Raw genomic sequence first — 12,473 nt, forward strand, 5'->3', positions numbered from 1 at the left:
TACATCTTTGATTTCTCGCGGAGTAACTTGTGATGCTGATAATCTGTTGACTAGCAGTCTGACTCCACAAGCACCCACACGAATTGCTTGATTCAGTTGTTAAAGAGCGGTTGGTTAAGATCTTTCGTCTCAACCGAGGCGCGCATTCTACAGCAGCCTCATTTGCTGTCAAGTGGTATTTTTCAGAAGTTTTCAAGGATTTCCTTAACAACTTCAACCACTTGCGCTTCAGATCTCTCGTCAGCGGGAGGCGAATTCTACAGCGTTACACGCTGCTGTCAACACCTCTTTTTCAACTTCTTTCTGGCTTCGATGACCTGAAGCAACCTGCTGCCGAAAACTGCGTAACTCTTTGTTTACCAAGGAGTTTTCCGTTTCGACTGCGCCGGAAGTGGGGCGAATTATAGGCTTCTAAAATTCGCCGTCAACCCCTTATTTCAGGTTTATTCGGATTTGAGCGTAATACGCGCAAATGCCTTCTTGCCAGCCTGGCAAACATGGGTCGCACCCAGCGCATGTATAAAGGTGCGATCAACAACCTCACCATCTATACGCACTCCACCAGAACCGAGAAGATCTCGCGCTACAGCCGAATTCTTGACCAGGCCAGCCTTATTAAGGACAGCAGCGATCGGCATATCCTCAGCAGCAGTCAATTCGATCTCTGGCAGATCATCCGGCAGCTCGCCATCCTTCATACGGTTGCCCGCCGCACGATGAGCGCTGGCCGCAGCCTCTTCACCATGGAAACGTGCAACGATCTCTTCAGCCAGCTTGATCTTGATGTCACGCGGATTGGCACCCGCATCCACATCGGCACGGAACGCATTGATCTCATCCATCGAACGGAAGCTGAGCAGCTCGAAATAACGCCACATCAGCGCATCCGGAATGGAAACCAGCTTGCCGTACATCACACCCGGCGCTTCCTGAATACCGACATAGTTGCCCAACGACTTGGACATTTTCTTCACGCCATCCAGACCTTCAAGCAGCGGCATGGTCAGAATGCACTGAGCTTCCTGACCATAACCACGCTGCAGCTCACGCCCCATCAGCAGGTTGAACTTCTGATCGGTACCGCCAAGCTCGACGTCCGCACGCAGCGCTACCGAGTCGTAACCCTGGACCAGCGGATAAAGGAACTCATGAATGGCGATTGGCTGATTGGTCGTGTAGCGCTTGTCGAAGTCATCGCGTTCGAGCATGCGAGCCACGGTGTACTGCGAAGTCAGGCGAATGAAGTCGGCCGGCCCCATCTGATCCATCCAGGTGGAGTTGAATGCCACTTCCGTCCTGGCCGGATCGAGAATCTTGAAAACCTGAGTCTTGTAAGTTTCGGCGTTCTCGAGAACCTGCTCACGAGTCAGCGGAGGACGCGTCGCGCTCTTGCCACTCGGATCACCGATCATCCCGGTGAAGTCACCAATCAGGAAGATCACCTGATGCCCCAGCTCCTGGAACTGACGCAGCTTATTAATAAGCACGGTGTGACCCAGGTGCAAATCCGGCGCCGTCGGATCGAAGCCTGCCTTAATACGCAGCGGCTGGCCACGCTTGAGCTTTTCGATCAGCTCGGACTCGACCAACAGTTCTTCCGCACCACGTTTGATCAGCGCTAGCTGCTCTTCAACCGACTTCATAACAGACCCGCAAGGCTCGAATTCAAAGGGGACCAACCATACAAGATCGGGCGTCAAATACAAGGTTTGCCCGGCACACGGACACCAATCCACGGACGGAACGTCCGTAGACTTGCTTCAGAGATGATTTGGTTATATTTTATACAGTTATTTCATCTTCATCATGTCATTCATCTTTTCCAATTCATCATTTTCAAAGTCAAAACACTACTTATGACCAAAGAATCGTCTAAAGCGCCTCCGCTTTACCCGAAGACCCATCTGCTCGCTGCAAGTGGCATCGCCGCCCTTCTGAGCCTGGCGCTTCTGGTATTCCCTTCCAGTGATGTTGAAGCCAAAAAGACGACCCTGAGTCTTGAACTGGAAAGCCCTGCTGAACAACTGACACAAGATCAAGACGTCGCTGAAGCCGTCGAAGCCACAAATGAGTCAGCAGCTTCTCCTTTCGCACAGATTGAAAACAGCGCAGAAGAGCCACAGGAAACCGCTGAAGCCGCGCCAGCACCTGCTCCCGTGACAGTAGCGGTCGCTGAAGAAAAGAAGCTCGATAGCCACAGGGAAGTGACCGTTGCCAAAGGCGACACGCTCTCTACCCTGTTCGAAAAAGTAGGCCTTCCAACCACTGCCGTGAAAGAAGTACTCGCCAGTAACAAGCAGGCCAAGCAGTTCAGCCAACTCAAGCGCGGGCAGAAACTTGAATTCGAACTGGGCCCGGACGGCCAACTGACCAGCCTGCACAGTAAAATCAGCGATCTGGAAACCATCACCCTGTCCAAGAACGACAAGGGTTACACGTTCAACCGCATTACTGCCAAACCCACCGTGCGCTCAGCCTATGTACATGGCGTGATCAACAGCTCGCTATCGCAGTCCGCGGCTCGAGCCGGCCTGTCCCATAGCCTGACCATGGATATGGCCAGCGTATTTGGCTACGACGTCGACTTTGCCCAGGATATTCGCCAGGGCGACGAGTTTGACGTGATCTACGAGCAGAAGGTTGTCAACGGCAAGGCTGTCGGCAATGGCCCGATCCTGTCCGCACGCTTCACCAACCGCGGCAAGACCTACACTGCCGTGCGATACACCAACAAACAAGGCAACAGCAGCTACTACACCGCTGACGGCAATAGTATGCGCAAGGCGTTCATTCGTACGCCGGTGGACTTCGCCCGTATCAGTTCCAAGTTCTCCATGGGCCGCAAACACCCGATCCTGAACAAGATCCGCGCCCACAAAGGTGTCGACTACGCAGCGCCGCGCGGCACCCCCATCAAGGCCGCCGGTGACGGCAAAGTCTTGCTCGCCGGCCGCCGTGGCGGTTACGGCAATACGGTCATCATTCAGCATGGCAACACCTACCGCACGCTGTATGGCCACATGCAGGGCTTCGCCAAAGGCGTCAAGACTGGCGGCACGGTCAAGCAAGGTCAGGTCATTGGTTATATCGGCACCACTGGCCTCTCCACGGGACCGCACTTGCACTATGAGTTCCAGGTCAATGGCGTGCACGTTGATCCGCTGGGCCAGAAAGTAGCAATGGCCGATCCAATTTCCAAAGGCGAGCGTGCGCGCTTCCTTGCTCAGAGCCAACCGCTGATGGCGCGCATGGATCAGGAAAAATCCACCCAGCTAGCCTCGGCCAGGCGCTAAGCGATGTCGCTCTATATAGGCGTGATGTCCGGGACCAGCCTTGATGGCCTGGACATAGCGCTGATCGAGCAATCCCCGGCGATCAAACTGGTCGCCACCCACTACATCCCAATGCCCGATTCACTGCGTGCCGAGCTGCTTGGCTTGTGCGTCAGTGGGGCGGACGAGATTGCCCGCTCTGCCGTGGCCCAGCAAAACTGGGTAAAGCTGGCTGCACAGGGCATTAACGCCCTCCTGACTCAACAGCAGCTCAAGCCTCAAAGCATTCGAGCGATTGGCAGCCACGGCCAGACCATTCGCCATGAGCCCGCACGAGGCTTCACGGTGCAGATAGGTAATCCCGCCCTGCTGACAGAGCTCACCGGCATCACGGTAGTCAGCGATTTCCGCAGCCGCGACGTCGCCGCTGGCGGTCAAGGCGCACCGCTGGTACCCGCCTTTCACGAAGCCCTGTTCGAAGAGCGCACCGGCCATCGCGCAGTGCTTAATGTTGGTGGCTTCAGTAATCTCAGCCTGATCGAGCCCGGAAAACCTGTAGCCGGCTTCGACTGCGGTCCAGGGAATGTGCTGATGGATGCGTGGATCAATCAGCATCGTGGCGACAATTACGACCGTGGCGGCCAATGGGCGGCCAGTGGAAAGATCGAACCTGATCTGCTGAAGGCACTGCTCAGTGATTCATTCTTTGTTACCCAAGGCCCGAAGAGTACCGGCCGCGAAGTGTTCAACCTGCCATGGCTGATGCAACACCTCGCGCACTTGCCCTCCTTTGCGGCCGAGGATGTGCAGGCAACGCTGCTTGAGCTGACCGCGCTGACCATCATTGAATCACTGCAAAGCGCTCAGCTGGATACCCAGGAACTATTGGTCTGCGGCGGCGGCGCGCATAACGCTGCGCTGATGAGCCGACTGTCCAGCCTGCTGCCAAACGCAAAAGTCAGCAGCACCGCCATTTACGGCGTAGACCCTGACTGGGTCGAAGCGATGGCCTTTGCCTGGTTGGCCCACTGCTGCCTCGAAGGCATCGCGGCCAATCGCCCTAGCGTCACTGGAGCCCGTGGATTACGCGTGCTCGGCGCCATCTACCCCGCATAAATGCCGGACAGCAAAACGCCGCAGGGCCTTGAGGCCATACGGCGTTTTGTTGGTAGCGACGCGCTGATCAGATCGAGAACGAAGAGCCACAGCCACAGGTAGTGGTCGCGTTAGGGTTCTTGATGACAAAACGCGAGCCTTCCAGACCTTCCTGGTAATCCACCTCGGCGCCCGCCAGGTATTGGAAGCTCATCGGATCGACAACCAGACTCACACCTTCGCGCTCGACGATGGTGTCGTCATCGGCCACTTCTTCATCGAAGGTGAAGCCGTATTGAAAACCTGAACAACCGCCGCCCGTAACGAATACGCGCAGCTTCAAGCGATCATTCCCCTCTTCATCGACCAGGCTCTTCACCTTGTGCGCGGCACCGTGGGTGAATTGCAAAGCCGTGGGGGTGAAGGATTCGACGCTCATGCTGACTATCTCCCGGCGTTACGCCGTCATATTGCGTGATGACGCGCATTATCCGCTTCTCCTAGAAAAGCGGTCAACTATTGTTATGGTATATCAGCCAATCCAATCGCCAAGCCAGAATGCAAAAAGGCCCTTTCAAAGGGCCTTTTTGCTGTTCGGTACAAGCCTTAGGGCAACATGCCAGCGTGGGACAGACCCAGACGCTCATCCAGCCCGAACAGGATGTTCATATTCTGTACCGCCTGACCCGACGCACCTTTGACCAGATTGTCGATCACCGACAATACGACCACCAGATCGCCATCCTGAGGACGATGCACAGCAATACGGCAGACGTTGGCACCACGCACACTGCGGGTTTCCGGGTGGCTACCGGCCGGCATAACGTCGACGAACGGTTCGTTGGCATAACGCTTTTCAAACAGCGCCTGCAGGTCGATCGAGCGATCAACGACGGTCGCGTACAACGTCGAGTGAATGCCACGGATCATTGGCGTCAGGTGTGGAACGAAAGTCAGGCCGACATCCTTGCCTGCTGCACGACGCAAGCCCTGGCGAATTTCCGGCAAGTGACGGTGACCTTTCACGGCATAGGCTTTCATGCTTTCCGACGTTTCGGAGTACAACGAACCTACGGAGGCGCCACGACCAGCACCACTGACGCCGGATTTGCAGTCAGCGATCAAGTGCGAGGCGTCGGCCAGACCCGCTTCCAGCAATGGCAGGAAGCCCAATTGCGTGGAAGTTGGATAGCAACCCGGCACCGCAATCAGACGCGCTTTCTTGATCTGCTCGCGATTGACTTCCGGCAGGCCGTAGACCGCTTCGTCCAGCAACTCCGGTGCGCCGTGCGGCTGACCATACCACTTGGCCCATTCATCCGCGTCTTGCAGGCGGAAATCGGCCGACAGGTCGATGACCTTGGTCCCCGCCGCCAGCAACTCGCCGGCCAGGGCGTGGGCAACACCGTGCGGTGTGGCGAAGAACACCACATCGCAAGCGCCCAGGGTCTTGATGTCCGGAACGCTGAACGCCAGGCCGTCGTAGTGGCCTCGCAGGTTCGGGTACATGTCGGCAACGGCCAGGCCTGCCTCGGATCGGGAAGTGATGACAACCACTTCAGCTTGCGGATGTTGCGCCAACAGACGCAGCAGTTCGACACCGGTGTAACCCGTGCCGCCGACGATACCGACCTTGACCATAAACCTGCCCTCAACGAACCCACTGGAAAGCCGTCGATAATAGGGGCCGCGCGCCCCTGCGACAACCGCCAAGGTGACGTGCGGACGCTCAAGCCTCTACTATTCGGTCTACCGTGAATCCTGGAATAACTAAAAATGCTCTATTTGTGGCTAAAAGCTTTTCACATCATCAGCATCGTTTGCTGGTTTGCCGGCCTGTTTTACCTGCCGCGCCTGTTCGTCTATCACGCTCAAAGCGAAGACACCGTGAGCAAGGAACGCTTCAGCATCATGGAGCGCAAGCTGTATCGGGGAATCATGGGCCCGGCAATGATCGCCACGCTGATCTTTGGCGGCTGGTTGATCAGCCTCAACCCAAGTGCATATTTCACCCAGGGTGGCTGGATGCATGCGAAGTTGACACTGGTCGTACTGCTGATCGGCTATCACCATATGTGCGGCGCCCAGGTAAAACGATTTGCCCGTGGCGAAAACACCCGGAGCCATGTCTTTTATCGCTGGTTCAATGAAGTGCCGGTTCTGCTATTGCTGGCAATCGTAATTCTGGTCGTGGTTCGGCCGTTCTAAATCCTACTGATCGTGTTATTTCGGGGTACTTCCAATGTCGCTGCCCGCTTTGCTCGAACAACGTCTGCGCTTGCCTGTGGTGGCTGCGCCGATGTTTCTCATCTCCAACCCGCAATTGGTGCTGGCCTGCTGTCGCAACGGCGTGGTCGGCAGCTTCCCGGCGCTGAACCAGCGTGAAAGCAGTGGGTTCAAAGCCTGGTTGAAGGAGATCGAGGCCGGGTTGGCGACAATGGACAACCCCGCACCGTATGCTGTGAACCTGATCGTCCATAACAGTAATCCAAGGCTGCAAGCGGATCTGGAAATCTGCGTGGAACACAAAGTACCGATCGTGATCACCAGCCTCGGCGCCGTAAAGGAACTGGTCGATGCGGTCCACAGCTACGGCGGCCTGGTATTCCACGACGTCACCACCCGCCGTCATGCCGAGAAAGCTGCCGAAGCCGGGGTAGATGGATTGATCGCAGTGGCCGCCGGTGCCGGTGGCCACGCCGGCACCTGGAGCCCGTTCTCGCTGATGGCCGAAATCCGCCAGTTCTTCGACAAGACCCTGCTATTGGCCGGATGCTTGAACCACGGCCACGAAATTCTCGCCGCACAATTGCTGGGTGCGGATTTAGCTTACTTCGGTACGCGATTTATCGGCACAACCGAAAGTCATGCGTCTGACGCCTACAAAGAAATGCTGCTGACAGCCAGAGCCGCAGACATCATCCATACTCCAGCGGTGTCAGGCGTTCCGGCAAGCTTCATGCGTCAGAGCCTGGAAGCCGCCGGTTTCGACATGTCAGCGCTGCAAGGCAAGGGCGAAATCAACTTCGGCTCCAAGCTCAAGCCCATCAGCGATGAAGCCAAAGCTTGGAAAACCGTGTGGTCCGCGGGCCAGGGCGTCGGCGAGATCGATGATTTGCCAAGTGTCGATCAATTGGTCGCGCGTCTTGATGGGGAGTATCGCAAGGCGCTGGAACACGCCGCACAGCTGCCAAAGCGGTGGCCGCGCTGACAGTCAACCCTGGGTCGACCTCCCACGGCTGACCCTTTACACGCCCAGGCCTGGATTTCTTATTCAATCTCTCGTGACAAGGATGCTTCGAACATGGGCGAAAACCGTTTCAAGATCGTATTCGAAGGCGCTTTGCAGCCCGGTGTCGATATCACGACTGCAAAGGTCAACCTTGCGCAGTTGTTCAAAAGTGATGTCGCGGCAATCGAGCGCCTGTTCAGCGGCCGCCCGGTCGCGCTCAAACGCGACCTGAGCCATGCCGACGCTCAAACCTATCTGCAAGCACTGAGCAAAACCGGCATCGATGCCCGCATCGAAGCCGAGCCGCCTGTAGAATTGAACCTCACCGAGATTCATGAGCATTACTCAGCCACATCGGTCGATCCTCCGTCGCCTTACACCCCACCCCGAGCGGACCTTGGGGCAACCTCCACAGAATTTGCCACACTCAAGCCATTCAGCTTCGATGGGCGTATCGGTCGCTTGCGCTATCTGGCCTGGACGATGGTCTTGACCCTGATCCTCATGGCGGTTTGCGGGGTGTTTGCCGTGGTCGCCCTGGCCCTTATCGATTCAGACTCTACTGCGGGCCTGATTTTAGGCAGTCTGCTCGCCTTGATCGTGTTTGTCGGGTTCGCCTTCGTCAGCATTCAGATCAATGTTCAGCGCCTGCATGACATCGGCTGGTCCGGCTGGCTGTGGCTGATCAACCTCGTTCCGTTTGTTGGCAGCATCTTCCCGTTTGTAACCATGGCGATGCCCGGCGACACAGGTCCCAATCGCTACGGCCCGCCGCCCCCGCCAAACAGCGCTGCGGTAAAAGTGCTGGCTTCATTGTGGCTGGCGTTCATCGCGTTGATGTTGGTGGGCGTATTGGCCGGAGGCATCTCGAGCCTTCAGGAAGAGTATGAAAGTGCTGCGCAGAGCCGCTACGACAGCGGTTCTGTCATCTCCGAAGAAATCGATGTCGAGGCCGAGCCTGCGCCAAATTCCAACGACGATGCAGCCGAAGAGGCCCAGCCCCCTGTAGACTCTGCGAAAGAATGAACAGCGCTCCTGGCCCGTGACACCTGCGTCGCGGCGCGGAGCTGTTGCGATGGAGAACTGCATGACCCGTTACGCTCTGATCACCGGCGCTTCCAGTGGCATCGGCCTGGCGATGGCCGAAGCCCTGGCCCGGCGCGGCCGAAGCCTGATTCTGGTGGCCCGACAACGTGATCAGTTGGAAAGTATTGCGATTGAACTGACTCAACGCTTCGGCGTGGAAGTGCTGTTTCGCGCCTGCGACCTGGGTGAGCCACTGCGCCTGTCCGGGTTCTTGCTGGAATTGGAAGAAGGTGAGCGGCAGATCGACTTGCTGGTCAACTGCGCCGGCATCGGTACATGCGGCCCGTTCCTGGCCCAGGACTGGATGACCGAGCAGGACCTCATCGAAGTGAACATCCTTGCCCTCACCCGCCTCTGCCACGCCATTGGCAATAGCATGGCGCTGCAAGGCGGCGGGCAAATACTGAATGTGGCTTCGGTTGCAGCCTTTCATCCCGGGCCGTGGATGAGCACGTATTACGCCAGCAAGGCTTATGTGCTGCACTTTTCCGAAGCCTTGCGGGTCGAGCTTAAAAAATGCGCAGTGAAGGTCTCAGTGCTTTGCCCAGGACCGACCCGCACGGCGTTTTTCCATACCGCGCAACTGAACACCGAAAAACTGGCCAACAGCAAAATGCTGATGAGCCCGGAAGAGGTCGCCCTCTATACCGTGCGCGCCCTGGAGAAAAACCGTGCGATCATCATTCCGGGACGGCGCAACCGATGGCTGGCCACCCTGCCCCGGTTCGGCTCGCGCTGGCTGATTCGCACAATCACCGGGATGGTCATCAAGGCACACTGCCCACGCTGACCGACTTGCCGGTAAAAGACTGGGCTCGGACTGAACCCGTGAGTACACTCAGACCAGCCCAAACAACGGAGAAAACAGCTGTGGATACTCTGTTCACCAAGATCATCAATCGGGAAATCCCGGCGAAGATCATTTACGAGGACGACCAGGTTCTGGCCTTCCACGACATCGCCCCACAGGCACCCGTGCATTTTCTGGTGATCCCGAAGAAAGCGGTGCGCACCCTGAACGACCTCACCGAAGATGACAAGGCACTGGCCGGACACATTCTGTTCACGGCCCAGCGTCTGGCGCTGGAGCTGGGTTGTGAAAAAGGTTTCCGCGTTGTCATGAACTGCAATGAAGAAGGTGGGCAAACTGTCTATCACATTCATATGCACGTGCTGGGTCAGCGCCAAATGCATTGGCCGCCGGGCTGAGTGTAGGTACTTAAAAGATCGCAGCTTTCGGCAGCCCCTACGTGGATCGCGAACCCATGTAGCAACTGCCGCAGGCTGCGATTTTTTGATCTTGACCCAGCGCAAACCTTCCCCGGCCGATTGGGTTAAACTGGCCGCCGAGATTCCTCCGGAGGTCAGCATGACTACCCAACGTCACTACTCGCCGATTGACCGTCTTCTGCTGCAAGCAGACGCCGCGATGCGTACTCTGTTGCCTTCCAATGGCCATCCGTACCGCCCATCGCCGGCCATCGTCCAACCGGACGCAAAAATGAGCGACGAAGACACCCGCCACGTCGCCGGCCTGATGCGTATCAACCATACCGGCGAAGTCTGCGCCCAGGCGCTGTATCAGGGGCAGGCCCTGACCGCGAAACTGCCGCAAGTGCGCGCAGCCATGGAGCACGCCGCCGAGGAAGAAATCGACCACCTGGTCTGGTGCGAACAACGCATTCATCAGTTGGGCAGCCACACCAGCATTCTCAATCCGCTGTTTTATGGCATGTCTTTCGGGATCGGCGCAGTGGCCGGCCTGATCAGCGATAAAGTCAGCCTGGGGTTCGTTGCGGCGACGGAAGATCAGGTGTGCAAACACCTGAACGAACATCTGGAGCAATTGCCGGCCGAGGATGAAAAGTCCCGGGCGATTCTTGAGCAGATGCGCATTGATGAAGAGCAACATGCCGAAAGTGCGCTGGATGCGGGGGGCTTCCGTTTTCCGGCACCTGTGAAGTTCGGAATGAGTCTGATGGCCAAGGTGATGACCAAGAGTACTTATCGGATGTGAGGGCTCTGTTGCCTTATAGGTCCTCTTCGGGGGCAAGCCCGCTCCTACAGGGGTTTGCGACGGACATGAAAAAGGCGACCGAGGTCGCCTTTTTTGAGTTCGAGAATCTTACGACATGTTACGCGCGTAGAAGATTTCGAGCATTTCGTGCTTCACCCGCTCGGTCACCTGAGTGCGCTGCTCAGAGGACAGGCTGTTGGTAGCGTCACCGAACAGGTAGTTATCCAGCTCGAAGTTCTTCAGCAGCATTTTGGTGTGGAAAAGGTTTTCCTGGTACACGTTCACGTCGGTCATCTGATACGCGTCGCGGGTGTCTTCGGAGAGGTAGTTCTGGATCGAATTGATCTCGTGGTCGATGAAGTGCTTTTTGCCCTCAACGTCACGGGTGAAACCGCGCACACGGTAATCCACGGTCACGATGTCCGAGTCGAACTGGTGAATGAGGAAATTGAGCGCTTTAAGCGGTGAAATGACCCCGCAAGTCGACACGTCGATATCCACACGGAAGGTTGCAATACCGTCATCCGGATGGATTTCCGGGTAGGTGTGCACCGTAATGTGGCTCTTGTCGAGGTGGGCCAGGATGATTTCCGGCAGCGGGCCCGGGGACTCTTCGATCTGACTCTCGGTCGGGGTTACCGGTTCTTCAGAGATCAGGATCGTGACGCTGGCGCCCTGTGGCTCATAGTCCTGACTCGCAATGTTCAGGATGTTGGCACCAATGATATCGACAACTTCCGTGAGAATCTGCGTCAGGCGCTTGGCGTTGTACTCTTTATTGATGTACTCGACGTAGGCCTGTTGATCTTGCGGGGTTTCCGCGTAGCAGATGTCATAGATGTTGAAGCTCAAGGTCTTGGTCAGGTTATTGAACCCGTGGAGCTTGAGTTTGCTTTTCACCGTTAAAAACTCTCTATGTGTTTGCGGCCCGGCCGCGTGATCAAGCATGCCCGTCAGATGCGAACAACGCACCTGCGTAGGACGGTTAACACCTCTTCGCGATGGCGATTTTGGTTGTCTGTTTCGGGCGCGCGGCCTGCCGGTCGACCGGCCACTACCCTGAAAAAAGTGGCGCATTATGCAGACGTCCGCTTGGGATCGCCAGAGTCTGCACCGCTTTTATGATAGTTGAATGTCTATTCAACCGAGTTCGATGATCTCGTAATCATGAGTGATCGCCACGCCTGCTGCACCGAGCATGATCGAAGCCGAGCAATACTTCTCGGCGGACAGCTCGATGGCACGTTTGACCTGGGCTTCTTTCAAGCCACGGCCCTTGACCACGAAATGCATGTGGATTTTGGTGAACACTTTTGGATCTTCGGTCGCACGCTCGGCTTCCAGGAAGGCTTCACAGCTTTCCACAGCCTGGCGGGACTTCTTGAGGATGCTGACCACATCGAAATTGCTGCAACCGCCAACACCCAGCAGGAGCATTTCCATCGGCCGGACTCCCAGGTTACGACCGCCGGCTTCGGGCGGACCGTCCATGACCACGACATGACCGCTACCGGATTCGCCGAGGAACATGGCTTCGCCAGCCCATTGGATGCGTGCCTTCATCGCCAAGACTCCACTGTCTAAAAAAGGGTCGCCAGCTTAGCACAGGGCCCTCGAATGGCAGCGCTTGCCTTCCTAGGACATAAGCATCTGCACCGTAGGTAATTTCTCGAATATTCTAGGAAGCGTCTGATAAGCTGACGCCAATTCGCTGGCGCATGGTCAGCCTTGTCGCTGTTTTCGCTATTCATAAAAAAACCAAACACACCGC

General features: G+C 56.7%; 13 protein-coding genes. 8 read left to right on the forward strand and 5 right to left on the reverse strand.

Going from position 1 to position 12,473, the window contains the following annotated elements; translation table 11 throughout:
• Positions 1–443: 443 nt before the first annotated feature.
• Positions 444–1,643 carry a tyrosine--tRNA ligase gene (gene tyrS / locus AD668_RS24260; RefSeq protein ID WP_053162871.1) on the reverse strand — a complete coding sequence of 400 codons (1,200 nt, stop codon included), beginning with the start codon at positions 1,641–1,643 and terminating at the stop codon, positions 444–446.
• A gap of 213 nt (positions 1,644–1,856) precedes the next feature.
• Here tyrS and AD668_RS24265 point away from each other — a divergent pair, with 213 nt between their 5' ends.
• The gene (locus tag AD668_RS24265; RefSeq protein ID WP_053163815.1) at positions 1,857–3,293 is read left to right on the forward strand and encodes a peptidoglycan DD-metalloendopeptidase family protein; all 1,437 of its coding nucleotides are present in this window, start codon (positions 1,857–1,859) and stop codon (positions 3,291–3,293) included.
• Positions 3,294–3,296: 3 nt separating this feature from the next.
• Positions 3,297–4,388 (forward strand): anhydro-N-acetylmuramic acid kinase, encoded by a 1,092-nt coding sequence (locus AD668_RS24270; protein WP_053162873.1) that lies wholly within the window; start codon positions 3,297–3,299, stop codon positions 4,386–4,388.
• Between the two features lie 67 nt (positions 4,389–4,455).
• Here AD668_RS24270 and erpA read toward each other — a convergent pair whose 3' ends face one another.
• Both erpA and argC read right to left on the reverse strand, forming a co-directional pair.
• The gene (erpA, locus tag AD668_RS24275) at positions 4,456–4,806 is read right to left on the reverse strand and encodes an iron-sulfur cluster insertion protein ErpA (RefSeq protein WP_007906865.1); all 351 of its coding nucleotides are present in this window, start codon (positions 4,804–4,806) and stop codon (positions 4,456–4,458) included.
• Positions 4,807–4,973: 167 nt separating this feature from the next.
• Positions 4,974–6,008, reverse strand: coding sequence for an N-acetyl-gamma-glutamyl-phosphate reductase (argC, locus tag AD668_RS24280; RefSeq protein WP_053162875.1), 1,035 nt, complete (start codon positions 6,006–6,008; stop codon positions 4,974–4,976).
• Positions 6,009–6,143: 135 nt separating this feature from the next.
• Between argC and hemJ the strand changes: the two genes are divergently transcribed.
• The 6 genes from hemJ to coq7 all read left to right on the forward strand — a co-directional run bounded on the left by hemJ (position 6,144) and on the right by coq7 (position 10,702).
• Positions 6,144–6,575 (forward strand): protoporphyrinogen oxidase HemJ, encoded by a 432-nt coding sequence (hemJ, locus tag AD668_RS24285; protein ID WP_053162877.1) that lies wholly within the window; start codon positions 6,144–6,146, stop codon positions 6,573–6,575.
• Between the two features lie 34 nt (positions 6,576–6,609).
• Complete coding sequence (locus AD668_RS24290; RefSeq protein ID WP_053162879.1) at positions 6,610–7,578, forward strand: nitronate monooxygenase family protein; 969 nt, start codon at positions 6,610–6,612, stop codon at positions 7,576–7,578.
• A 93-nt stretch (positions 7,579–7,671) separates the two neighbouring features.
• Positions 7,672–8,625, forward strand: coding sequence for a DUF805 domain-containing protein (locus AD668_RS24295; RefSeq protein WP_053162880.1), 954 nt, complete (start codon positions 7,672–7,674; stop codon positions 8,623–8,625).
• 61 nt (positions 8,626–8,686) lie between these two features.
• A complete protein-coding gene (locus tag AD668_RS24300; RefSeq protein ID WP_053162883.1) occupies positions 8,687–9,475 on the forward strand; it encodes an SDR family oxidoreductase in 789 nt (262 codons plus the stop codon).
• A gap of 80 nt (positions 9,476–9,555) precedes the next feature.
• On the forward strand, positions 9,556–9,894 hold the full coding sequence (locus tag AD668_RS24305; RefSeq protein WP_053162884.1) for a histidine triad nucleotide-binding protein: 339 nt from the start codon (positions 9,556–9,558) through the stop codon (positions 9,892–9,894).
• A gap of 160 nt (positions 9,895–10,054) precedes the next feature.
• Complete coding sequence (gene coq7, locus AD668_RS24310) at positions 10,055–10,702, forward strand: 2-polyprenyl-3-methyl-6-methoxy-1,4-benzoquinone monooxygenase (RefSeq protein WP_053163817.1); 648 nt, start codon at positions 10,055–10,057, stop codon at positions 10,700–10,702.
• A 108-nt stretch (positions 10,703–10,810) separates the two neighbouring features.
• Here coq7 and speD read toward each other — a convergent pair whose 3' ends face one another.
• Positions 10,811–11,602: an adenosylmethionine decarboxylase gene (gene speD, locus AD668_RS24315; protein ID WP_053162886.1), complete on the reverse strand. Its 792-nt coding sequence runs from the start codon at positions 11,600–11,602 to the stop codon at positions 10,811–10,813.
• Between the two features lie 240 nt (positions 11,603–11,842).
• Entirely contained in the window at positions 11,843–12,265 is a 423-nt protein-coding gene (locus tag AD668_RS24320) for an OsmC family protein (protein ID WP_003176451.1), read from the reverse strand.
• Positions 12,266–12,473 lie beyond the last annotated feature (208 nt).

Source organism: Pseudomonas sp. P1.8 (genome assembly GCF_001269805.1).
In the GTDB taxonomy this organism is placed as follows: Bacteria; Pseudomonadota; Gammaproteobacteria; order Pseudomonadales; family Pseudomonadaceae; genus Aquipseudomonas.

Bases quoted from the DNA above. Each gene is read 5' to 3' on its own strand.
- erpA (WP_007906865.1), bottom strand. From the start codon at position 4,806: ATGAGCGTCGAATCCTTCACCCCCACGGCTTTGCAATTCACCCACGGT.
- AD668_RS24290 (WP_053162879.1), top strand. From the start codon at position 6,610: ATGTCGCTGCCCGCTTTGCTCGAACAACGTCTGCGCTTGCCTGTGGTG.
- tyrS (WP_053162871.1), bottom strand. From the start codon at position 1,643: ATGAAGTCGGTTGAAGAGCAGCTAGCGCTGATCAAACGTGGTGCGGAA.
- AD668_RS24270 (WP_053162873.1), top strand. From the start codon at position 3,297: ATGTCGCTCTATATAGGCGTGATGTCCGGGACCAGCCTTGATGGCCTG.
- AD668_RS24300 (WP_053162883.1), top strand. From the start codon at position 8,687: ATGACCCGTTACGCTCTGATCACCGGCGCTTCCAGTGGCATCGGCCTG.
- AD668_RS24320 (WP_003176451.1), bottom strand. From the start codon at position 12,265: ATGAAGGCACGCATCCAATGGGCTGGCGAAGCCATGTTCCTCGGCGAA.
- hemJ (WP_053162877.1), top strand. From the start codon at position 6,144: ATGCTCTATTTGTGGCTAAAAGCTTTTCACATCATCAGCATCGTTTGC.
- AD668_RS24265 (WP_053163815.1), top strand. From the start codon at position 1,857: ATGACCAAAGAATCGTCTAAAGCGCCTCCGCTTTACCCGAAGACCCAT.
- argC (WP_053162875.1), bottom strand. From the start codon at position 6,008: ATGGTCAAGGTCGGTATCGTCGGCGGCACGGGTTACACCGGTGTCGAA.
- coq7 (WP_053163817.1), top strand. From the start codon at position 10,055: ATGACTACCCAACGTCACTACTCGCCGATTGACCGTCTTCTGCTGCAA.
- AD668_RS24295 (WP_053162880.1), top strand. From the start codon at position 7,672: ATGGGCGAAAACCGTTTCAAGATCGTATTCGAAGGCGCTTTGCAGCCC.